Source organism: Elusimicrobiota bacterium (genome assembly GCA_026388095.1).
GTDB lineage: Bacteria > Elusimicrobiota > Elusimicrobia > UBA1565 > UBA9628 > UBA9628.
In genome coordinates this window covers 36252-57430 of record JAPLKL010000041.1, presented here as the reverse complement: position 1 = coordinate 57430, position 21179 = coordinate 36252, and the positions used below count along the sequence as shown (strand labels likewise).

The 21179-nt window shown below is 65.1% G+C and carries 21 protein-coding genes; all 21 read left to right on the top strand.

Annotation, left to right across the window (positions count from 1 at the left end):
• Positions 1-47: 47 nt before the first annotated feature.
• The 21 genes from NTY77_09560 to NTY77_09460 all read left to right on the top strand — a co-directional run bounded on the left by NTY77_09560 (position 48) and on the right by NTY77_09460 (position 21168).
• Complete coding sequence (locus NTY77_09560) at positions 48-203, top strand: hypothetical protein (GenBank protein ID MCX5795727.1); 156 nt, start codon at positions 48-50, stop codon at positions 201-203.
• 22 nt (positions 204-225) lie between these two features.
• Positions 226-432, top strand: coding sequence for a hypothetical protein (locus NTY77_09555; GenBank protein ID MCX5795726.1), 207 nt, complete (start codon positions 226-228; stop codon positions 430-432).
• 104 nt (positions 433-536) lie between these two features.
• A complete protein-coding gene (locus NTY77_09550) occupies positions 537-968 on the top strand; it encodes a pilus assembly protein (protein ID MCX5795725.1) in 432 nt (143 codons plus the stop codon).
• A 3-nt stretch (positions 969-971) separates the two neighbouring features.
• Positions 972-1727, top strand: a complete 756-nt coding sequence (gene cpaB, locus NTY77_09545) for a Flp pilus assembly protein CpaB (protein MCX5795724.1) — start codon at positions 972-974, stop codon at positions 1725-1727.
• Between the two features lie 45 nt (positions 1728-1772).
• Complete coding sequence (locus NTY77_09540) at positions 1773-2525, top strand: type II and III secretion system protein (GenBank protein MCX5795723.1); 753 nt, start codon at positions 1773-1775, stop codon at positions 2523-2525.
• Positions 2526-2537: 12 nt separating this feature from the next.
• On the top strand, positions 2538-4829 hold the full coding sequence (locus tag NTY77_09535) for an ATPase, T2SS/T4P/T4SS family (protein MCX5795722.1): 2292 nt from the start codon (positions 2538-2540) through the stop codon (positions 4827-4829).
• Positions 4826-6337: a type II secretion system F family protein gene (locus NTY77_09530; protein ID MCX5795721.1), complete on the top strand. Its 1512-nt coding sequence runs from the start codon at positions 4826-4828 to the stop codon at positions 6335-6337. The genes NTY77_09535 and NTY77_09530 overlap by 4 nt, the downstream gene beginning before the upstream one ends.
• Entirely contained in the window at positions 6334-7245 is a 912-nt protein-coding gene (locus tag NTY77_09525; protein MCX5795720.1) for a type II secretion system F family protein, read from the top strand. The genes NTY77_09530 and NTY77_09525 overlap by 4 nt, the downstream gene beginning before the upstream one ends.
• The gene (locus NTY77_09520; protein MCX5795719.1) at positions 7245-8597 is read left to right on the top strand and encodes a tetratricopeptide repeat protein; all 1353 of its coding nucleotides are present in this window, start codon (positions 7245-7247) and stop codon (positions 8595-8597) included. Before NTY77_09525 ends, NTY77_09520 begins: the two co-directional genes overlap by 1 nt.
• Positions 8594-9706 carry a hypothetical protein gene (locus tag NTY77_09515; GenBank protein ID MCX5795718.1) on the top strand — a complete coding sequence of 371 codons (1113 nt, stop codon included), beginning with the start codon at positions 8594-8596 and terminating at the stop codon, positions 9704-9706. The genes NTY77_09520 and NTY77_09515 overlap by 4 nt, the downstream gene beginning before the upstream one ends.
• Positions 9707-9800: 94 nt before the next feature.
• Positions 9801-10235: a hypothetical protein gene (locus NTY77_09510; GenBank protein MCX5795717.1), complete on the top strand. Its 435-nt coding sequence runs from the start codon at positions 9801-9803 to the stop codon at positions 10233-10235.
• 7 nt (positions 10236-10242) lie between these two features.
• Positions 10243-11043, top strand: a complete 801-nt coding sequence (locus NTY77_09505) for a response regulator transcription factor (protein MCX5795716.1) — start codon at positions 10243-10245, stop codon at positions 11041-11043.
• Between the two features lies 1 nt (position 11044).
• Positions 11045-11422 carry a response regulator transcription factor gene (locus NTY77_09500; protein ID MCX5795715.1) on the top strand — a complete coding sequence of 126 codons (378 nt, stop codon included), beginning with the start codon at positions 11045-11047 and terminating at the stop codon, positions 11420-11422.
• Between the two features lie 87 nt (positions 11423-11509).
• Positions 11510-13450: an ATP-binding protein gene (locus NTY77_09495; protein ID MCX5795714.1), complete on the top strand. Its 1941-nt coding sequence runs from the start codon at positions 11510-11512 to the stop codon at positions 13448-13450.
• Positions 13451-13462: 12 nt separating this feature from the next.
• Positions 13463-14584, top strand: coding sequence for a response regulator (locus tag NTY77_09490; protein MCX5795713.1), 1122 nt, complete (start codon positions 13463-13465; stop codon positions 14582-14584).
• A gap of 41 nt (positions 14585-14625) precedes the next feature.
• Positions 14626-15297, top strand: coding sequence for a response regulator transcription factor (locus NTY77_09485; protein ID MCX5795712.1), 672 nt, complete (start codon positions 14626-14628; stop codon positions 15295-15297).
• 77 nt (positions 15298-15374) lie between these two features.
• Entirely contained in the window at positions 15375-16418 is a 1044-nt protein-coding gene (locus tag NTY77_09480; GenBank protein ID MCX5795711.1) for a DUF2332 family protein, read from the top strand.
• Positions 16419-16512: 94 nt separating this feature from the next.
• A complete protein-coding gene (locus tag NTY77_09475; protein ID MCX5795710.1) occupies positions 16513-17721 on the top strand; it encodes a hypothetical protein in 1209 nt (402 codons plus the stop codon).
• Positions 17718-18194: a hypothetical protein gene (locus tag NTY77_09470; protein ID MCX5795709.1), complete on the top strand. Its 477-nt coding sequence runs from the start codon at positions 17718-17720 to the stop codon at positions 18192-18194. Before NTY77_09475 ends, NTY77_09470 begins: the two co-directional genes overlap by 4 nt.
• A gap of 54 nt (positions 18195-18248) precedes the next feature.
• The gene (locus tag NTY77_09465; GenBank protein MCX5795708.1) at positions 18249-19955 is read left to right on the top strand and encodes an AAA family ATPase; all 1707 of its coding nucleotides are present in this window, start codon (positions 18249-18251) and stop codon (positions 19953-19955) included.
• A gap of 163 nt (positions 19956-20118) precedes the next feature.
• Positions 20119-21168, top strand: a complete 1050-nt coding sequence (locus NTY77_09460; protein MCX5795707.1) for a hypothetical protein — start codon at positions 20119-20121, stop codon at positions 21166-21168.
• Positions 21169-21179: the final 11 nt, after the last annotated feature.

Genomic DNA, 21179 nt, shown 5'->3' with positions numbered 1-21179 from the left:
AAGGAAAACCGTGGCTGATACACTCAATGACGTACATGGCTCTGAAGATGCCGGGATGGCGGAAAGGACAGGCTGCGGTCGAGTACATCCTGACCACGATGGTCTTGGTGACGTGCTTCGCGGCCATGTACGGGTTCATCCAGGGGCAGTTGAAGCTGCTGTTCATCCTGGCCGGCAAGAAGATTCTTTCGACCTATTACTGATCGTGCAAGGAGAGCGAAACGTATGATGACGATGAGAGTGGAAGCGGCGCGCAAGTGGCTCAAGAGCCGGAAAGGTCAGAACACCGTAGAGTATCTGCTGATGCTGACGGTGGTCGTGGGCGTCGTGCTGGTGGCCGGGGTGGCGCTCAAGCGGTTCATGCCGGGTCTGTTCAGCTCGATCCAGCAGATGATCTCAGGCGCCGCCACGTCGTTGGGGCAGGGCAACTAAGAGCCGCAGGCTGCAGCCTCGCCGTTTGACGCAAAGACGCGGGCCCGCGAGGGCCCCGAGGGGGGGTCGTGTCGAAGAGGGGATGGAAACATGGGCAGGTTCTCGTGGAGATGCTCCTCGTCCTGCCTATTTTCCTGACCATCGTCTTCACGATCATGGAGATGGGCTACATGTCGTTCCAGATGATCCTGCTCAACCACGCCACCTACGAGGTGGCCCGCATCGGGGCCATGACCCAATGCCTCTCCAGCGGCACGGTGTTGCCTGACTGCGGCCGCTTGGTGCCTCTGATGAAACGCATCCTCCAGTCCGCGACCGTGTCCTGCACCTTGGACTACCACTCCTTCCAGGACACTCAGGCGCAGGTCACCAACGCAGACCTCGTGGTGACGGGAAGCAACCCGATCAAGTTCGTCTTCCCGTTGAGCAGCATCCTGATGTCGTCGCCGATCCTCTGCCCGCAGGGGCCGGGCGGGGGCTGGTGCACAATCTCGGCGGAGGTGCGCATGCCCATCGAGAGGCCTCTGGCCTTCTGAACTATGGAAAAGAAAGGGATATTGGTGCCGATGGTGCTGGCCATGGGGGCCGCCATCTTCTACTTGATGGTGCTCACGAGCAAGGAGCGGGCGCTTTCCTCGGCCTATGAAACCGGCCAGGTCCTGGTCGCCCGCGTGGACATCCCGGAGCGCACCGTGCTCAAGGAGGAGATGGCCGAGCCGATGCAGGTCCCGCGCAAGTTCATGGAGCAGGACGCCTTCGAGGTCAAGACTCCGGCCGACATCAAGCTCATCGCCAACCTGGTCACCCGGGTGCGTGTCCCCAAGGGCAACCAGATCTGCCAGTCGGCGCTGATCTCCCTGTCTCCCGAGGCCGGCCTGAGCGTCAAGATCCCGCCGGGCTATCGCGGCGCCATCCTGGGCATCGAGAACGAGCTCAAGCCCCTCATCAAGCCGGGCGACCGCGTGGACGTCCTGGTGACCTTCGAGGCCGTGATGGCGGACGGCCGCAAGGAGCGGGTGACGGCGACCATCCTGCAGAACGTCCTGGTCATCGCGGTGGGGACGAACCTCGGCCAGGGGATGAACGCCAAGCAGGCCAAGGTCGCCACGGACAAGGAGGACAAGACCGCGGCCTTCTCGGAGAAGGCCATGATCGCGCTGGCGCTCAACCCCAACGAGGCGCAGTACCTGTCCTTGGCCATGAAGCAGGGCGACACGACCGTGGTCCTGCGGGGTCTGGGCGACGTGGAGATGCATCCGATGGAGATGGCGAGTTTCCGCAAGCTGTTCAAGTAGCCGGACCTGACGTAGAGGCGTTTCGAGCCGCAACGGTACGACATCATGCTGAGACAACTGTCAGGGCGTCTGTCGCTTTCGCTGGCGCTGCTTTTGGGCGGCGCGCAGCTCTGGGCCCAGCCCGAGGATTCCCTCGTGGCGGTCTCGGCGGATATCGTGGAGCTTTCCGGCTCCAAGGATGTGTCCACGGGTTTCACATGGGGACCTTTGCAGAGCGGCATCAACTTCGCGGAGAAGGAGATCCCCGGCATATACAAGATCGGGGACTTCGCCCGGCAGACCGCCTTGCAGGCCTCGCTGAAGATGCTGGAGACCGAAGGCAAGGCGCAGCTGCTCTCCAATCCCAAGGTCATCGTGCAGGCCCAATCGCAGGCCAACTTCGTGGTCGGCGGCGAGCAGCCCTATCCGGTGACCGGGGCCACGGGCAGCGTGGGAGTCGAGCTCAAGAAGTACGGGGTCATCCTCAACATCATGCCGGTCATCAACCCGAACAAGAAGGACACCATCCGCGCGGAGCTGCAGCTGGAGGTCTCCAACCCGGACTACTCCAAGCCCGTGCAGGTGGGCAACACCACGGTGCCGTCCTTCGTCACCCGCCAGATCCAGACCTCGGTCGAGATCAAGAGCGGCGAGACGCTGGTCTTGGGGGGCCTGAAGTCGAGCACCAAGAACGTGACCAAGACGCGCGTACCCTATATAGGCCGGATCCCGATTCTGGGACTGCTCTTCACCAGCTCGAGCGTCGTGGAGACGCAGTCCTCGCTGTTCCTGTTCATCACCATGGAGATCGTCAAATAAGGGAGCGCCGTCATGGCAGAAGTCAAGCCCGAGACTGAGACCGGGCGGCTCGCCAAGGAGCCGAGCCGGGTGCTCGTGTTCACCGGCCCCAAGGAAGGGGTCGGCAAGACCACCTTGTGCCTCAACCTGGCCTTGGCCTGGGCCGGCAGCCAGAACCGGAAGGTCATCATCGTCCACATGGACCCCCTCTGCCGCAACGATATCTCCTACCTGCTCGGGGTCAACCCGCCGACCGTGGCCAGCATGGCGCAGCTCGTCGGGGACAACCCCACCGGCCTGGGCAGGCTCCTCAAGGGCCGCATCCCCATGACCCAGTGGGGGGTCGGCCTGCTGCCCCTGGCCGCCAAGCGCTCCGAGATTCTGAGCCTCTCCCCGCAGCTGGTGGTGCAGATCCTGGGCTCGCTCGCCGAGGCCTACGACCTGTTCCTGGACGTGGACCCCTTCTTCCCGATGCAGATCTTCTCCTTCGACTTGGCCGACCTCATCTACTGGGTCTGTCTGCCCCAACGCGCCCATTTCGAGGCCACCTACAACATGTTCCAGGAGATCAAGGCCCTGCACTTCCCCCTGGAGAAGTTCGAGGTCATCGTCAACGCGGCGAACCTCCCCGGGGCGCTGGCGCCCAAGGAGGTCGACCGGTTCTTCAGCGCCATGCAGAAGAAGGTCCTGGCCTACATGCCCTGGGAGGACCTGCTCCCCGAGTACGCCAACACCCAGAAGATCCTCGTGGTCGAGAACCTGCAGAGCGAGTGGGTCAAGACCCTGCGCATCATCCTGGGCCGGACCATGGAGCTCAAGCCCACCCCGAAGTCCTGGGAGAGCTACATGCCGGCCGAGGAGTTCAGCGAGGGCGCCGACTTCCTCTGGAAGCCCCAGGGCAGCGCGGGCGGCGGCACCGCCGCGAAGACCGCGGCGGCGGAGACGAACAAGACCGCGGGGGCGGGGGCGGCGGCCGCCGCGGGGATCCCGGAGTTCTGGGACGAGCTCAAGACCAAGATGCACAAGCAGGTCGTGACCGCCATGGAGACCGAGCGCATCCGCATCTCGGACGACGTGGGGCAGAACGACGAGAACCACAAGAAGGTCTCCTCCATCATCGAGAACCTCCTGCAGCGGGAGGCGAACCTGCCGCTCTCGCGCGCGCAGCGCGAGCAGTTCGTCGGCGAGCTGGTCGACGAGATCCTGGGCCTGGGGCCCCTGCAGGCCCTCATGCGCGACCCCACCGTCAACGAGATCATGGTCAACTCCTTCGACCACATCTACATCGAGCGGGCCGGCAAGCTGGTGCTCCTGCCCAACCGCTTCCGCAGCGACGAGCAGGTCATCCAGGTCATCAAGCGCATCGTGGCCCCCATCGGCCGGCGCATCGACGAGTCGGTGCCGCTGGTGGACGCCCGCCTCAAGGACGGCTCGCGCGTCAACGCCATCATCGCGCCCCTGGCCGTCTCCGGGCCCAGCCTGACCATCCGGCGCTTCTCGGCCAAGCCCTTCACCTACAAGCAGCTCATCGGCTTCGGCTCGGTCTCCCCGGACATGATCGAGTTCCTCAAGGACTGCGTGCTGCTGCGCAAGAACATCATCATCTCGGGGGGCACCGGCACCGGCAAGACCACCTTCCTCAACATGCTCTCCAACTTCATCCCGGAGGACGAGCGCATCGTCACGGTGGAAGACACGGCCGAGCTCAAGCTCATGCAGGAGCACTGGGTGCGCCTGGAGAGCCGGCCGCCCAACATCGAGGGCAAGGGCGAGATCACCATCCGCGACCTGGTCAAGAACTGCCTGCGCATGCGCCCCGACCGCATCGTGGTCGGCGAGTGCCGCGGCGGCGAGGCCTTGGACATGCTCCAGGCCATGAACACCGGCCACGAAGGGTCGCTGGCCACCATCCACGCCAACACCCCCAACGACGCCGTCTCGCGCCTCTCGGCCATGTGCCTGTTCTCGGGCACCGAACTGCCCATGAGCGTCCTGGTCGACATGATCTCCAGCGCCGTCCATATGATCGTGCAGATCACCCGCTTCTCGGACGGCAAGCGCCGGGTCACCTACATCACGGAGATCACGGGCAAGGACGGCAACCAGGTCAAGACCAAGGACATCTTCCGGTTCAAGCAGGTGTCCGTGGACGAGCAGGGCCGCAGCGTCGGCTACTACACGGGCCAGGACTACGTCCCGAGCTTCCATGAGGAGTTCAAACTCAAGGGCATCAAGATGCCGCGCGAGATGTACGAGAGCGACGAGACCAAGAAGAAGAAGGGTTCCGGCGGAGGCCCCCCGCCGCCGGGGACGGCGCCCAAATGAGAGCCTGGCTCGGGATCATCCTGTGGCTCATGGCCGCGCCCGCGGGCGCGCAGATCTTCTCGCCCGCGGAGGTCAAGTTCCTGGTGGACAAGACCGACGGGGCCGAGGCCAAGAGCCAGATCATCTATCACTATTTCAAGAAGGACCGCGACCCCGGCCTGCCGGTGCCCTCCTGGATCGACTCGACCCTCGATGCCATGCTCAAGAGGCCGGTCTGGCAGGACCCGGAGGAGGGGGTCATCAACGAGGCCCAGCTCTGGCAGGCCCCGGTCTCGGTGCTCTACGAGTTCTTCGAGCTCACCCGCAAGACCTTCCTGCCCTCCGACGGCGGCCAGCTGCTCCAGCCCGGGGCCCTCATCCGCGACTACGCCGACAACCGCATCCGGTTCCAGATGTCCTTGGACCGCCTCTACCGCGCGCATCTGGGCAGCTCTCTGGGCGGCCGCGGCCGGGCGGTGATGGCCGATTTCGACCTCATCCTCAAGGAGATGGACAGCGTCATAGACGCGTTGACTTCGTCGGACGCCGACCGCTACCGGGAAGCGGTCCTGGCCGTCGGGGGCCTGACCGACAACGCCTTCCGCGTGCTCAACCGCATGCCGCGGGGCTACGCGCCTCCGGAGCCCCCGGGGGACCGCAAGACCGCGCTGGCGCTGGCCACGCTCTTCAAGCTGGGCGGCATCGCCCTGTTCTTCGCGGCCTTCTGGTTCGTGGGCTCGCTCAACGAGCCGCGCATCGCCAAGTACGTCGCGGATTACAAGGTCAAGGCCAAGGAGTGGGCGCATGACTACGAACGCCAGTTCATCACCATCAAGGTCAACTATCTGGTGGGGGGGCCGGCGGCCCTGGGCGTCCTCATCGGCCTGCTGACCTTCGATCCTTTCGGCTTCCTGATCTTCACCGGGTTCGGCGTATACGGGGGGCTCATCCTTCCCGGCTGGCTGCTGCGCAACATCCGCTGGCGGCGGGGCATGAAGTGCGAGGCCCAGCTCATGGACGCCATGATCCTGATGTCCAACGGCCTCAAATCCGGCATCGACCTCGTGCAATGCCTCGAATTGGTGCACCGGGACCTGCAGCCGCCCATCTCCGAGGAGTTCGGGCTCTGCATCAAGAACTACCAACTGGGCACCAGCCTGGAGAAGGCGCTGGAGGGCGTCGAGGAGCGCGTGCAGAGTCGGCTGCTCTCCTACATGATCAAGGCCGTGGTCATCCAGCGCCAGGTCGGGGGCAACCTCACCAAGATCTTCGACCGCATCGTGGAGAACATCCGCGAGGAGACCAAGCTCATCGAGAAGACCGCGGCCATGACCGCGCAGCAGCGCATCCAGGCCATCGTGGTGGGGGTCATGCCCTGGGTCATGTTCTTCATCATGTTCGCCTTCCAGCCGGGCCCGATGAAGGATTTCTACTTCACGCCGCTGGGGGTCTGCGTGCTCATGTTCTGCACGATGTGGATCGCCATCGGCATGAAGATCGTCAATAAGCTGGGGGATGTCCAGGTATGAGCGACACCCTGCTGAGCGGCCAGTTCGTGCATTTCCTGCTCCTGGTGGTGGGGGTGCTGGGGTCGGTGGCCGCCTACACCTCCATCCATCGGCTGCTGGCCCCGCCGCCCGATGTGGACAAGTCCGACCTGGCCCTGCTGGCCAAGAAGGACCTGGGCATGAGCTCGGCCTTCTCGGGCCTCAACCCGCAAGGCGGCCTGCTCGACCGCATCGACCTCTTCCTGCTCAGGACCTTCCACCTCGACGTCAAGCTCGAGGAGATGCACATGATGATGGGCAGGCCCAACAAGCCCTCTCCCCTGGATATGCTGCATCTCAAGGAGATGCTGGCCGCCGGACTGACCGGCTTCATCTACTTCATGACCGGCTCGCCGATCCTGGGGATCTTCGGCCTGGTCGGCTTCTTCATCCCCGACTCCCTGTTCAACGGAAAGATCAAGGCCCGGCAGACCGAGATCATGCGCAACTTCCCGACCTTCGTGGACTTGACCGCGCTCACCATCGAGGCCGGCCTGGACTACATGACCGCCATCGACCGCATCCTCAAGAACGCCAAGGCCAAGACCGAGCTCGAAGTCGAGCTGGGCAAGATGATCAACGAGATCTCGCTGGGCTACTCCCGCCGCGACGCCCTCAAGCGCCTGGCCATGCGCACGGGCGTGCAGGAGATCCGCTCTTTCGTGGGGCTCATCATCCAATCCGACGAACTGGGCACCAGCCTGGTGGAGCTCCTGCGCAACTACGCCACGGACATGCGCTTCCGCCGGCTCAACAAGGCCGAGAAGCTCGCGGCCCAGGCCTCCACCAAGATGCTCATCCCGCTCTTCATCTTCATCTTCCCCACGGTGTTCATCCTGATGCTGGCGCCGATGATGAAGTCGCTCATCTCGGGAGGCCTGGGATTCTGATGCACGGGCAACTCCTGTTGTGGCTCGGGCTCGCGGCGGCTTCCTGGGGGCAGGACCTCCCCCGGGTCAAGGACGCCGACGGGCTCTTTCTGGACATGGCCAAGCTCAATCTGGGCACCATCACCTCGGAGGAGGACAAGAAGAAGTACATCTACACCATCCAGCTGGAGAAGGCGCGCATGATGCGCAAGACCCTGGGCGGGGTCTACGACAACGCCTTCGACCTCTATCGGAAGGGCGACTTCAACGGGGCGCGGGATCTCACCTCCAAGATCCTGGCCATCGACCCGGCCTACGAGGACGCCTCGATCCTGCAGCGCGCCACCATAGAGCTCAACGGCTCGCCCAAGCCGTACGCCTCGGAGCAAAAGCTCATCGAGGACCGCTTCGAGGAGGGGATGGCGCTCTACCGCCAGGGGCGCCTGGTGGAGGCGACCGGGCGCTGGGAGGAGGCGGTCAAGCTCGCGCCCAGCAACCTCAAGGCCCGCTGGTGGCTCAAGAAGGCCCGCAGCGAGATGGCGGACGACCATTTCCGGCGCGGGCAGAAGGCCTACCGGCAGCACCGTCTGCGCGAGTGCCTGGACCAGTGGTACGCGGCCCTGGTCCTCAACCCGCGCTACCCGCGCCTGGTCCCGGCGATCGCCAAGGTGGAGGCCGAGACCCGCGAGGCCGACGCCAACGAGAAGCTCCAGACCGCGCTCAACCTTTACAGCCAGGGCCTCATCGACGAGTCCATCAAGATGCTCGACGAGGTGCTGGCCCTGGGACCGGGCAACGCCAAGGCGCAGAAGCTGCAGGCCGAGATCCGCTCCGAGATGGCCAGCCAGCACCTGGTGGCGGGCCGCAAGCTCTACGAGTCGCGCAAATACGACGAGGCTCAGGGGGAATGGAAGAAGGCGGTCGGCTACGGCTACGACACCAGGGCGGCCGACCAACTGATCGCCCGGGCCAAAGAGCAGGTCCGTCGCGAGGACGCCGCCCGCAAGCGCGCCGCGGACATCGCCAAGCTGAAAGCTGATGAGGAGAAGCAGCGGGCCGCGGAAGTCGCCAAGGTGGAGGCCGAGGCCAAGGCCAAGGCGGAAGCCGACGCCAAGGCCGCGGCCACCAACATCTCGGCGAGCACCGGCACCGCCAAGACCGATGTCACGCAGACGGCCGCGGCGCTCGGGACCAGCGAGGAGAACAAGCGCCAGTCTCAGCAATATTACCTCTCCGGCATCATCTATTACGACAAGGGCGACTTCGAGAAAGCGCGCAACGAGTGGACGCACGCCCTGCAGCTCGACCCGGCCAACCCCGACGCCAAGGCTGGCCTGGAACGCATCAACAACCTCTACGGCAGCCCCCAATGAGACTCTCCTCGAAGTGGTTCATGTGGTTCACCATGATCGGAATCTACGTCATGGTCCTGGGCGGCATCTTCTACTACAACCTCTTCAAGTGGACCTTCGACGAGAAGCTCAAGCAGGAGGCCATCGACATGGTGCGCCTCTACGCGCCCACCTTGATCACGGGCCTGGCCCGCAGCCAGAGCGCCCTCTCCATGGACGAGCACGACGTGGTCATGCGCTTCTCCAAGGACGACCGGGTGGCCTCTTTGCTCTACCTCAATAAGTTCGGCGAGGTGCGCTGGTTCCGCGACCCCAGCAAGATCACCTACACCTTCGAGCAGTTCGTCAAGGAGGTGTCCTTGCCCACCGACGCCATCGAGCAGGCCTCGCTGGCCAAGACTCCGGTGGTGCGCGCCGTGCCCGGGATGCCGCTCTACGACATCGCCATCCCCCTGGCGCTGCGCGGCGAGGTCATGGGCATACTCGACCTGCAGATCAGCCGGGAGGGCGTGGTCAAGGTCATCAACAAGGCCATGAGCAAATACGCGGTCGGGGCGGTGGGGGTGCTCTTCCTGCTCGGCATCCCGCTCTACTTCTTCCTCCACCATTTCGTCCTCAACCCGCTGCTGTCGCTGTTCAAGAACCTGGAGCTCAAATTCCCGCCGCGGCACGACGAGATCGGGGAACTGGCCAACGTCATCAACATCTTCCTCTCCAAGGTGAAGGCCGAGGTGGCCAACACCATGGTCAAGGAGAAGCAGCGGGGGGTGGCCGAGGCCCGCTGGTGGCAGTCCATCCTCAGCGCCGTGGTGGCCAAGAGCCACAAGGCCATCGTGGTCGACGAGGACAACTCGGTCCTGTTCACGAATTTTCCCATGACCGCGGCGGGCGGCGCGGACGGCAAGATGCACCTCCTCGACGTCATCGACAGCCAGCAGCAGGACGTGCTGCGCCTGGTGGGAGTGGCCTTGGACCGGCCCAACCAGCTGGTCGAGGCGGACACCATGTTCCACGGCGAATCCTGCCATGTCCGGGCCGTGCACCTGGAGGAGGAAGGCGAGCTGCGCCGGACCCTCATCCTCTTCGAGCCCAAGGGCGGCCCGGCGGGCGGCATGCGGGCTTTCGGTTGAAGGCGCTGGCTCGCCACCCCAACGGCAATCCGCTTGTATTCTCTTATTAGTATTGTTAATCTTTCCTAACGCAGGATACTATCAGGAGAGCGAAATGACCCAGCAAGTGAAGCGCGTCGACCCGTATTGGCACACCCACCCGATGATCCCGACCGGGGTCGCGGTCGGAGCCATCCTCGCCCTCATCGGCTACCTCAAGGCGGCGACCGTCTTGGCCGTGGTCGGGGGCGCCGTGGCGGCCCTGGCGATCCTCTTCGCGGCCCGGCCGGTCCTCTCCGCCGTCCTGGGGACCCTCGGCCTGGCCGGGGGGCTGCTCAGCTTCGTGGTCGTGCCCAACCTCAGCGCGGCCGGCATGTCCCTGCCTCTCAAGCTGGTGGCCACGCTGATGTTCGCGGTCTTCTACATGGTCCTCATGGACGCGCTCATCCTGGTCTTGTCCGTGCTCTACAACCTCTTCTCGGATACTTTCGGGATGAGCGCCGTGCGCCTGGAACTGGAGGCGGCCGAGGACCAGCCCGCCGCGGAATAAGAAGACCATGCGGGTGAACGTCGTCTACGCGTCGCGCGAGCCCAACCGGGCCGCGGTCATCCTGGAGGCTATGGCGGCCAACGGCCTCTCCGTGACCGTGGCCCAGAAGTCCAAGGAGCTCCTGGGCCTGCTGGCCAACCGCAGCTGCGAGCTCCTCCTCATCGGGGAGCGCTTGGTCGACGAGGACGGCGTGTCCATGGTCAAGACCCTGCGCTCCCGCGGGCCGACGAAGCAGCTCCCCATCATCGCGCTGGTGGAGCACGCCGACGCCCCCGCATCCACGCCGGCTGCGGTGGTCCGGCCCGCCTACGCCAGCTATTTCACCAAGTCCCAGCCTTCCCCGGCCATCGCGGCCCCGGGCACCCGCGGCGCCTCCCTGCGCCTGGAGTTCTTCCAGGCCGGGGCCGACGAGTGCCTGTCCCAGAACTGGGACGCGGCGGAGTGCGTGGCTCGCATCAAGGCCGTGCTGCGGCGCACCCAGGTCAACGCCTCGGAAGAGATCATCAAGATGGGCCCCATCGAGCTCAACCTGACGAGCTACACCCTGCACGTCTCGGGCAAGCGCGTGGCGCTGACATCGAAGGAGCTCGACCTGCTCTACGTCTTCTTGAGCTCGTCGAACCGGGTGCTCTCGCGCCCTTACCTGATCGAGCGCGTCTGGGGCTACAACTACTTCGGTTCGCCGCGCACGGTGGACGTTCACGTCCGCCGGCTGCGCGAGAAGCTGGGATCGGCCGCGCGCTTCATCACCACCATCCCCTGCGTCGGCTACAAGCTGGTCCCGCCGGGCACGGAACTGCGGAGGTAACATGGCCAAGCTGCTCATCATCGACGACGACGCGCACCTGCGCGAGAGCCTCGCCGAGGTCCTGGAGCTGGAGGGATTCGAATGCACCCAGGCGGGCGCGGCCCACTCCGGCATCGAGGCGGCCAAGAAGGTCGATCCTGACGTCGTCATCATGGATATCCAGCTGCCGGACTCCAGCGGCTTCCAGATCTGCCAGACCCTGCGCAAGCGCTCGCGCCAGACCATCCTCATCATGATGACCGGACGCTTCCTTTCCTCTGAGGAGAAGAAGCAGGGCTTCGAACTGGGCGCCGACGAGTACATCACCAAGCCCTTCGACTTGGCCGAGCTGTCCATCCGCATCAAGCAGCTCCTGTCGCGCCGGACGCCTGGCGGTTGACCTGCGGGCGGGTGGCCGGCGGCAGGACCCGCCCGGGACCGGACATCCCGAGGGACCTTAGCGTGACGAACCGAGAGGACATCTGACATGCCGCCTCCTGCGCGCCGCGGCAAGCTCGCCTACAAGATCCTCTTCTGGTTCCTGCTCATCTCCCTGGCGCCCATGGGGGTGGTGGGCTATCACCTCGTCGGCATCTCCCAGGCCTCCCTGCGCAAGGAGACCTTGGCCATGCAGGAGTCGCTGGCCGTGGGCTTCGCCGACACGGTCTACAAATACGTGACCACCTTCCGCAACGTCCTGGCCGAGACCGCCGGCATCGACGAGTTCGCTTCCATGAACCCCGTCAAGCAGCAGCAGTACCTCAACCGGATCATGCAGGTGCACCTCGCCGTCCTGGAGCTCTCCGTCAGCAGCACCCTGGGCGTGGAGCAGATGCGCACGGGCCGGTTCCTGGGCTCCGCGCCGGAGATGCGCAGCTTCGAGGGCGAGGAGTTCTTCGTGGAGGCCATGCGCCGGGGGCAGTACATCGGCAAGCTCGAGCGCTTCCAGGGGCTCTATCCCACGGCGACCATCGCCGTGGCCGTCATCGATCAGAAGGCGCAGCCGGCCAAGGCCGTGGGGGTGCTGATGGCGCGGGTCAGCCTCAACGGCCTTTCCTCGATGCTGGGCATGGAGTTCCCGGCCACGGGGAAATCCGCCGCGGCCGTGGTGGACAAGCGCGACGGCTTCCTCATCGCGCATTCGAGCCCCAAGGAGGTCTTCAAGCCCGACGCGCGCATGAGCGACGAGGTCCTCAAGATCATCACCACCCAGACCGCCCCCAAGGGCGGCGGCGAGATGGCCCTGGGCGACGGCCGGCGCCTGCTGGGGGCCTACGCCGACGTGCGCGACCTGGACTGGGTCGTCTACGTGCAGCAGCCGGTGGAATACGCCTATCAGACCGCGGCGGAGATGAAGAACCAGATCTTCCGGGTCTTGGTCTGGGTGGTGCTCTTCACGATCTTGCTCTCCTTGGCCGTGGCCGGCCACATCACCCAGCCCATCCGCCTCCTGCGCGAGGCCGCGGCTCGGCTGGGCCGGGGGCAGTTCGAGGACCTGCCCGAGATGACGACCACCAACGACGAGATCGGAGACCTCGCCCAGACCTTCCTGGCCATGAGCGAGTCCTTGAAGGAGAAGACGGGGGAACTCATCCACGCCAAGCAGGAGCTGGAGAAGTTCACCAAGTTCCTGGAGAAGCGCGTCGAGGCGCGAACCCGGGAGCTCAAGGCGGCCCAGGATGAGCTCATCAAGAAGGAGCGGCTGGCCGCGATAGGGCAGATGGCTTCCGTCGTCGGCCATGAGATCCGCAACCCGCTGGCGGTCATCAACAACTCCATCTACTTCATCAAGACCAAGCTCGGGACCGCGCCGGCGGGGACCGACCCCAAGATCGACAAACACATCCGGATCATCGAGTCGGAGATCAAGCAGGCCAACGGCATCATCAACGAGATCCTGACCTACTCCCGCACGCGCGAGCTCAAGCCCGAGCGGGTCCTCCTCAACGCCTGGCTCGAGGAGCTCCTCTCCGTCTACCCCTTCCCGCCGCACATCGCTTTGGACAAGCAGTTCGACCCCGCCAACCCCCTGGTGGACATCGACACCACCGAGGTGCAGCAGGCCATCCGCAACTTGATGAACAACGGCATCGAGGTCATGCCCCAGAAGGGCACGGTCAGCCTGCACACGCGCATGGCGGCAGACGGCAAATCGGTCGCGATCCTCATCGGCGACACGGGCCCCGGCATACCGGCGGACGTGCTGGACAAGATCTTCGCCCCCTTCTTCACCACCAAGGCGCGCGGCACCGGCCTGGGCTTGGCCGTCGTGCGCAAGGTCCTGGACCGCCACAACGGGGGCGTGGAGGTCGAGTCCGTGGTCGGCCAGGGCACGGTCTTCAAGCTCACCCTCCCGGTGGCGCAGCCGGGCACGCCGCCGCCCAGCGGGGCTCCCGCAGGCGCGGCGGGCCCCCAACACATGTCCTAAGGCGGCATAGATATGAAAGGTTCCATCCTGATCGTGGACGACGACGCGAACATGCGCGAGAGCATCAACGACAACCTCGAGGTCGAGGGCTACGAGGTGGCGCAGGCCGCCTCGGGGGCCGAGGCCCTGGCGGCGGTGCAGAAGCGCTTCTTCGACGTCATACTCATGGACTACAACCTCGGCGACGCCACCGGCATCGACGTCATCAAGCGCATCCGGACCGTGAACACCGAGAGCCAGATCCTGATGCTGACCGCGCACGCCAACCTCGACACCGCGGTCAAGGCCATCCAGGAATCGGTCACGGACTTCATGGCCAAGCCCGTGGACTTCGACCGGCTCAAGCACTCCATCGTCAAGGCCATGGAGAAGCTGCGCCTGGAGGTCGAGAACCGCCGCCTCATGGCCGACCTCAAGGAGACCAACGCCCAGCTGACCCGTCTCAATGCGATGAAGTCGAAGTTCCTCTCCATGTCCTCCCACGACCTCTCCAATTCGCTCATGACCCTGCAGGTGAGCTTCGAGATGCTCACCCAGTCCATCACTCCCGACGCGGACCAGAAGAAGCGCATGGTCTATATCTCCAACGGCATCGGCCAGCTCGCCCGGCTCATCGAAGACCTGGTGGATTGGGCCTGCATCGAGCAGGGCAAGTTCCGTCTGGAGATGAGCTTCTTCGCTCCCGGGGCCATGGTGGAGGAGGGGTTGCTCGGGCCCCAGGGGCGGGCCGCGGCGCGCGGCCTGTCTCTGAAGGCGCAGATCTCGCCGGGACTGCCTATGGTCTGCGGCGACAAGCGGCGGGTCATGCAAGTCCTCAACAACCTCCTGGAGAACGCCATCCGGCATACCACGAAGGGCGGTGAGGTGGCGGTCCTGGTGAGCCAGGCCGGCGACTGCGTGCAGTTCGCCATCCGGGACACGGGCGAAGGCATCGCGCCGGAGAACCTCGACACGATCTTCGAGAGCTTCAATCAGGCCAAGAGCCAGGCCGGCGGCGGCCGTCTCGGGCTCGGCCTGTCCATCGCCAAGGAGATCATCGGCAGCCATAAGGGCAGGATCTGGGTCGAGAGCCCGGGCCTGGGCCAGGGGTCCACATTCTATTTCACGATCCCCATACCGAAATCCGGCGGTTGAATTTTTTGATATACTCACACACACGACCAAGGGGGAAAGAAATGCCCACGCCGAAGAAAAGAGTCAGAGTGCTGATCGCCGACGACCAGACGCTGTTCCGCGAAGGGATCAAGGACCTGCTGGAGAACGAGAAGATCGTCGAAGTGGTCGGCGAGGCCGTTGACGGCCAGGACGTCATCCGCCAGGCCAAGAAGCTCAAGCCCGACGTGATCCTCATGGACATCAAGCTTCCCCAGATCGACGGCATCGCGGCCACGCGGGTGATCCGCAAGGAATGCCCGGACACCAACGTCCTCATCCTCTCCAGCTACGAGGACGAGGCCCACGTGATGGAGGCCATCCAGGCCGGCGCCAACGGCTATCTCTCCAAGATGCTGCCCGCCTCCGAGCTGGTCAACGCCCTGAAGGCCTTCGCCAACGACGGCGTGATGATCCCCCAGCAGGTCATGGGCAAGCTCCTCGCCGGGCTGCGCCAGATGGCCTCGGGCGAGGGGCAGGGCTCGCCGGTGGCTCTGACCAAGACCGAGATCCGGGTGCTGGTGCTGCTGGGCTCGGGCATGTCCAACAAGGAGATCGCGGCCAAGATGGACTGCTCGGTCAAGACCATCAAGAACCACTTGAACGCCGTGTTCCAAAAGCTCGAGGTCTCCAACCGCACGGAGGCCGTGGTCAAGGGCATCGAGATGGGGCTCATCTCGCCGCAAGAGACTTGAACTCGAACTCGGCGCCGAAGGCGCCGAGTCCGGCCGCCCCCCCGCGGGGGGCGGCCGTTCCGTCGGGGGGACGAAGTTTGATCACCAAGGAGCAGTTCCTCGCCCAGTTGGAGCGCGCGACCCTGGTCACGATGAAGCTGCCCGTGACCGGCGCCATGGTGCGCCACCTGGCCGAGGCGGTCAAGCGGGACCCGCCTTGGCTGGCCAAGGTCCTCAAGGCCTGGGAGAAGCGCAACTTCGTGGCCTGGACCGAGGATTGGCAGCTCTTCCTGAGCGCGGTGCACTACGAGGCTTTGAGCGACGAGGACTGCCCGCTGGTGCGCTACTTCCCCTCCTGCGGCGGCACTCCCGAGGCGGACCCGGCTCCGGCCTTGGACCGTTTCCTGGCAGCCGCGCCGGACTCGTTCTACCACCGCCTGCGCCTCGGGCACCGCCGCTCCTACGTGGCGGCGCGGACCGGGCTCTGGAAGGTCCCGGCCCTGCTGTTCTTCCAGCGCTTCCGCAAGCTGCCGTACTACCTGGTTGAGGTCAACGCAGGCGCCGGCCTGGACCTCTGTGCGGACATGGTCCGGCCGGAGAAGAACTTCGCCTCGGACCTGGTGGCGGCTCGCATCGGGCTGGACCCTGAGCCGCTCCTGCTCTCGGACATCAGCCACAGGCGCTGGCTGACCGCGGCCGTGCCGCCGGACAACATGCGCGCCATCGAGGAGATGGACCAGGCCGCAGACGTGGTCCTGGACCTGGTCTCCCGGGACGCCAGCTTCCTCCAGCTGGTGGCCTGCCCGGCGGAGCACGCCCCCCGCTTCATCGCCAAGAACATCCCGCCGGACGAGGACGTGGGCCTGCTGGTCTTCAACATGGCCACCACCGGGCGCATGAACGATGAGGACTACGCCGCCTACCGGGCCGGCATGGCGGAGACCCTCAAGCCCTGGGGCGACCGGGGCCTTTGGGCCGAGGTGGAGAGCGTGCGCGGGGAGCTCTACTCCACGACCTTCCAGCTGCGCATCAACCGGTGCAGGGACGGGATGCTCCAGCAGCACATCGCGACCTCCATCGACTTCGCGGCGTCCCAGGTCAGCTTCAACACCGAAGAGACCGCCAAGTTCCTGGTCGTCTAGGTCCCGCCGATACCGCTTTTTTACCGTCCCGGCCTTGATTTTTCACGGGCCTCGGGCTAACCTTCTAGGGATGCTATCCCGCCGCAGAGGCCGTTTGGGGCAGGTCATCATCCCCGCCCTGTTCCTGTTCCCCACCCTCATGCTTTTCGTCTATCTCATCTACGAGACGGCGAAGCTCTCCCGCGAGAAGATCCGCCATCAGTTCGCCATCGACGCGGCCGTATTCGTGGAGATGACCAACTACTCCGACTTCCTCAACCGGACCGCCTACGTCAACGGCGCTTTCCCCATGCGCATCTTCGACGAGGGGTTCTATGACACCACCCTCGACTGCTCGATGAAGGGCGGCTGCGACAGCAAGGGCGCCGAGGACAAGAGGCTTTGGACGATCCTCTGCAGGCGGGGCGTGTTCCCCCAGCGCAACGGGGACTGCGTGCCGAGGCATGACGACAAGTTCAGCAACAGCGACGGTTCCTGGAACATCAGGTACGGGGGCCCGCCCGGCCGCGACAAGAACGACGATCCGTCGAACATCGACGGGGAGTCCTGTCCGCCCACCGGCAAGTCGCCCTGCATCACGATCCTGACGGGCCTGGAGAAAGACGACGACGCCAACGCCTACTGGCTCAACTGGGACGACGCCAACCAGATCTACAAGCTCTACGTCCAGATCTACCAGCTGCTCGGCTCCGTCGAGGACGCCCAGTATTCGGTGCTCAACCGCCTGGCGTCGGCGCACAACTTCCTCCGGAAATCCTATTGGCTCAACACCGGCTCCGACGTCAACGGGGCGGCCGCCGCCTCCAACCTCTTCGAGGCGGGCATGGGCAGCTGGGGTCTGGGCAGCAGTCTCCAGTACCATTGCTACCAGTACGTCAATTTCTACGGGAACAAGCCGACGGGCACCACGTTCCAGCCCTGGCAGGTCTATTCGCCTGACGGCGGCCCGGTCCAGATGGCCAGCCCCATCAACGGCTGCCACGGCCTTTTCCAGATCCTGACGGTCAGCGACGGCATCACGGGCGTGCACCACGGCAGCTCCGCCCATGACGGCAAGCTCAACGCGGCGCTGAGCTCGAGCCAGTATGGGAGCCGGGGCGTCCCGGTCAACCAGTTCTGGGGCGGGGCGGGCGACAACTTCATCGTCTCCAAGAACTACTTCAACCACGACTTCCAGACCGACTTCCCCGGCGGGGGCCCCGCGATCCATGTCTCCGTGGCCATAGACGGCTACGGCACCGGCACCAAGGCCTCGGTCTGGCCCAACCCGACGCCCAAGTTCCAGGTCCGGACATACCCATGATCAGATTCCCTTGGCGCAGGCGCCGGCCCGGGCAGGCCATGACCGAGACGGTCCTGCTCTTCCCCCTGTTCATGTTCTTCCTCTTCGCCTTCGCCAAGATCTACGCCCTGCTCATCCTCGTGCAGAAGATCGAGATCGCGTCCTTCTACGCGGCCCGGCGCTGGCAGCTCGAGTCGCACCGCAACGCGGCCTACGTGAGTTCGGACAACCAGCTCATGGGGGACATCCAGACCAAGGTCAGCCAGTACCTGGGCTACGGCACCAAGGCCGGTTCGTTCCTCGACCTGCTGGGGCAGGCGGCCCAGGTCGACATCAACCGCACCCAGGTCTGGCAGGTGGTGACCCTCACGGTCAAGACCCATCCCATCAACATGCCGTTCTACAAGAGCTCGGGCTTCACTTTCGAGGTGACGAAGTACGTGCCCAACCGCGACCGGCCCATCGCCTTCATCCTGCCGGGTCTGGGCCCTTGATGGCCATCGCCGCAGCCACGCCTCAGGCCCGCTAAATGCTAAACTAAAATTCCTATGCTCTGGGCCAAGATCCGCCTTTTCATGCAGCGCAACTGGCTGGTGGTCGCCATCGTGGTCGGCTTCATCGTGGCCATCATCATCCCGGTCTGGTACATGTCCGGCATGGAGGAGAGCGTCCGGCGCTATATCGTGGGCATCAACGTGGCCTCTTTGCCCTGGGGCATCCTGCAGACCTTGGTCTTCGTGGGCTTCCTGTATCTCTTGCAGTACGGCGGAGGCTTCGCCCAGCTCAAGAAGTCCAAGGTCGACGCCTCCCAGGTCAAGGTGCGCTTTACGGACGTCATCGGCCTCATCGAGGCCAAGCGCGAGGCCTGGGAGATGGTCCAGCTCATCAAGGACCGCGCGGCCTTGAAGCGCGTGGGCGGCAAGATCCTGCACGGCATGCTCATGGTCGGGCCCCCGGGCTGCGGCAAGACCATGCTGGCCAAGGCCATCGCCACCGAGGCCGGCGTGCCGTTCCTCTCCACCGCCGGCTCGGAGTTCGTGGAGGTCTTCGTGGGCGTGGGGGCCTCGCGCGTGCGCAAGCTCTTCAAGCAGGCCCGGCAGTACGCCCAGGCTTACGGCGCCTGCCTCATCTTCATAGACGAGCTCGAGGTCGTGGGCAAGCAGCGCACGTTCCTGGACGCCTTCGGCGGCTCCTCCGAGTCCAACAGCACCCTCAACCAGCTCCTCGTGGAGATGGACGGCCTCACCGACGACGAGAGCCACATCGTGGTCCTCGGCGCCATGAACGCGCGGGAGGAGGTCCTCGACCCCGCCCTGATGCGGCCCGGCCGCTTCGACCGCACCATCGCCATCGGGCGGCCGAACCTGCAGGAGCGTGAAGAGATCTTCGCCTATTACGCCAAGAAGGTCCATCTCGACCCGGCCGTGGATCTGGGGCGGCTGGCGCGCAAGGCGGTCTTCAAGACCCCGGCCGAGATCGAGAACATCCTCAAGGAGGGCGCCTTGGTGGCCCTGCGCGACCGGCGGGAGCTCATCAACTACAAGGATATCTCCACTGCCCTCGAGCGCATCGAGCTCGGCGTGGCCCACCGCCTGACCATGTCGCCGCGGGAGCGGGAGATGGTGGCCTACCACGAGGCCGGCCACCTGATGGTGCTCTACCTCCTGCATCCCACGGACGATGTGTTCAAGGCCTCGATCATCCAGCGGGCGGGCAGTCTGGGCGTGGTGCACCATATCCCGCGCGAGGAGCTCCATCTCTCCGACCGCAACCGGATTCTGGGCCATATCAAGACCTCTTTGGGCGGCTATGCCGCCGAGAAGATCCGCTACGGCGTGACCACCAGCGGGGTCTCCGCCGACTTCTCCAACGCCATGACGCTCGCCCACGACATGGTCTGGAGCCTGGGTATGGGCGGCGACGGCTTCATCGGGGACTTCTCCGTCATCCCCTCGGGCCAGAGCATGCGGGGAGACCAGCTCTCCGAGCATCTCAAGGCGAAGCTCAACATCGAGACCCAGCGCATCCTCCATGAGTGCCTGGTCGAAGTCGATCAAGTCCTGAGGACCGAATCGCGCATCCTGGACCGCTTCGCGGCCGAACTGGTGCGGCGCGACGAGCTCGATTATGACGAGATCGTAAGCATTTTCATGGAATACGGCAAACCGCCCAGGCCCATCCCTCTGCCGCCCGGCTCTCAGCCGCTCGCAGGCCCGGCCTCCTTTCCTGTCCCCCCGGGCGCGCCGCCCGCCTGAGCGCGCCTTCCGGACGGACCGGGCTTCCGGGCGCCATTCATGGGGGGGCCAATCGGTAAAAATAGAGTAAGGAAAACGGTTTCTCTTGACAAAACAATAGCCGGAGGCTAAACTGAGCGTGTCGGAGTTCAGCGCGCTTGCAGGGCCGCCTTCAGTGGTGGTTATGAACATCATCAAGATCAAGCAGGGCAATGACCCGTTCAAGAAGTACTGGTGGGTCATCCTCCTTGGCTTCGCCGGCGTCGGAGCCTGGGTCTGCATGCCTTTGATGGACACTTCCGTAGGGTCCGGCTCCGTGCGCGCGCACGGCCTCAAGAGCGAGAATCAGAGCCTCGACAGCATGGCCAACCCCAGCGGCGCTCCCGGCCAGGCGGTGGACCTCTCCATGGACAACGCCTACGGAAAGAAGAAGGCGGACGGCGAATCCATGTCTTCTCTCTATCAGGCCCCCCCTGAAGCTGCGACGGGGGCGGCGGCTCCGGGCGCGCCGCTGACCGGCTCCGCGTCCTTCGCCGACGCACTCAAAGACGTCAGCCGCAAGACCGAAGCCTCGGCGAGCTGGGGCGGCGCCAAGCCCCAGGTCCCCTTCACGCCCCCCAAGGGCAATTTCAGCTCGCTTTCCGGGATGGGGGGATCCGGCGGCAGCGGGGCCAGCTCCGGCCCGAGCGTCTCGGGAGCGTTCGGCACGAGCGTGGCCAAGACCGGCTTCGCCCAGACTCGGGGCTTGGGCCCGGGCGACTCCGGAGCCGGCCAGGGCGGCAAGCCCATCATGAACTCCTTGAAGGGGGCGGCCTCCCAGGGCCAGGCCGCGCTCACGACCAAGAGCGCCGACGCGGCACGGGCCATGTCCGGCGCCAGCTTCGACGGCAGCCGCGGCGGCTCGGCCATCGGCGGCGGCCCGGGCACGGCCCAGGGCGGGGCCTACACGGGCTTTGACGCCGTGCCCGCGAACCTCAAGGCCAATGATCCCAACGCCAACGTAAACAAGATGGAGTCCGTGCCCGGGAAATTCGCGGCTCCCGCCGTTGACGAAGGCGAGCAGATGCGCAAAGCCATCATGATGATGGTCATCAGCGCGGTGGTGGGCGGGGTGGTCACGGGAGTCGTCGGCAGCGTTTTCGGCGGCGTGGCGGGCGGGGCCGCGAACAGCGCGACTACTGCCGCAATGGCGAACCAGATCGATCCGACTCACGGTCAACAGACAATTCACTGACGATGGGAGAA

Bases quoted from the DNA above. Each gene is read 5' to 3' on its own strand.
- NTY77_09560 (MCX5795727.1), top strand. From the start codon at position 48: ATGCCGGGATGGCGGAAAGGACAGGCTGCGGTCGAGTACATCCTGACC.
- NTY77_09555 (MCX5795726.1), top strand. From the start codon at position 226: ATGATGACGATGAGAGTGGAAGCGGCGCGCAAGTGGCTCAAGAGCCGG.
- cpaB (MCX5795724.1), top strand. From the start codon at position 972: ATGGAAAAGAAAGGGATATTGGTGCCGATGGTGCTGGCCATGGGGGCC.
- NTY77_09540 (MCX5795723.1), top strand. From the start codon at position 1,773: ATGCTGAGACAACTGTCAGGGCGTCTGTCGCTTTCGCTGGCGCTGCTT.
- NTY77_09535 (MCX5795722.1), top strand. From the start codon at position 2,538: ATGGCAGAAGTCAAGCCCGAGACTGAGACCGGGCGGCTCGCCAAGGAG.
- NTY77_09530 (MCX5795721.1), top strand. From the start codon at position 4,826: ATGAGAGCCTGGCTCGGGATCATCCTGTGGCTCATGGCCGCGCCCGCG.
- NTY77_09525 (MCX5795720.1), top strand. From the start codon at position 6,334: ATGAGCGACACCCTGCTGAGCGGCCAGTTCGTGCATTTCCTGCTCCTG.
- NTY77_09520 (MCX5795719.1), top strand. From the start codon at position 7,245: ATGCACGGGCAACTCCTGTTGTGGCTCGGGCTCGCGGCGGCTTCCTGG.
- NTY77_09515 (MCX5795718.1), top strand. From the start codon at position 8,594: ATGAGACTCTCCTCGAAGTGGTTCATGTGGTTCACCATGATCGGAATC.
- NTY77_09510 (MCX5795717.1), top strand. From the start codon at position 9,801: ATGACCCAGCAAGTGAAGCGCGTCGACCCGTATTGGCACACCCACCCG.
- NTY77_09505 (MCX5795716.1), top strand. From the start codon at position 10,243: ATGCGGGTGAACGTCGTCTACGCGTCGCGCGAGCCCAACCGGGCCGCG.
- NTY77_09500 (MCX5795715.1), top strand. From the start codon at position 11,045: ATGGCCAAGCTGCTCATCATCGACGACGACGCGCACCTGCGCGAGAGC.
- NTY77_09495 (MCX5795714.1), top strand. From the start codon at position 11,510: ATGCCGCCTCCTGCGCGCCGCGGCAAGCTCGCCTACAAGATCCTCTTC.
- NTY77_09490 (MCX5795713.1), top strand. From the start codon at position 13,463: ATGAAAGGTTCCATCCTGATCGTGGACGACGACGCGAACATGCGCGAG.
- NTY77_09485 (MCX5795712.1), top strand. From the start codon at position 14,626: ATGCCCACGCCGAAGAAAAGAGTCAGAGTGCTGATCGCCGACGACCAG.
- NTY77_09470 (MCX5795709.1), top strand. From the start codon at position 17,718: ATGATCAGATTCCCTTGGCGCAGGCGCCGGCCCGGGCAGGCCATGACC.
- NTY77_09465 (MCX5795708.1), top strand. From the start codon at position 18,249: ATGCTCTGGGCCAAGATCCGCCTTTTCATGCAGCGCAACTGGCTGGTG.
- NTY77_09460 (MCX5795707.1), top strand. From the start codon at position 20,119: ATGAACATCATCAAGATCAAGCAGGGCAATGACCCGTTCAAGAAGTAC.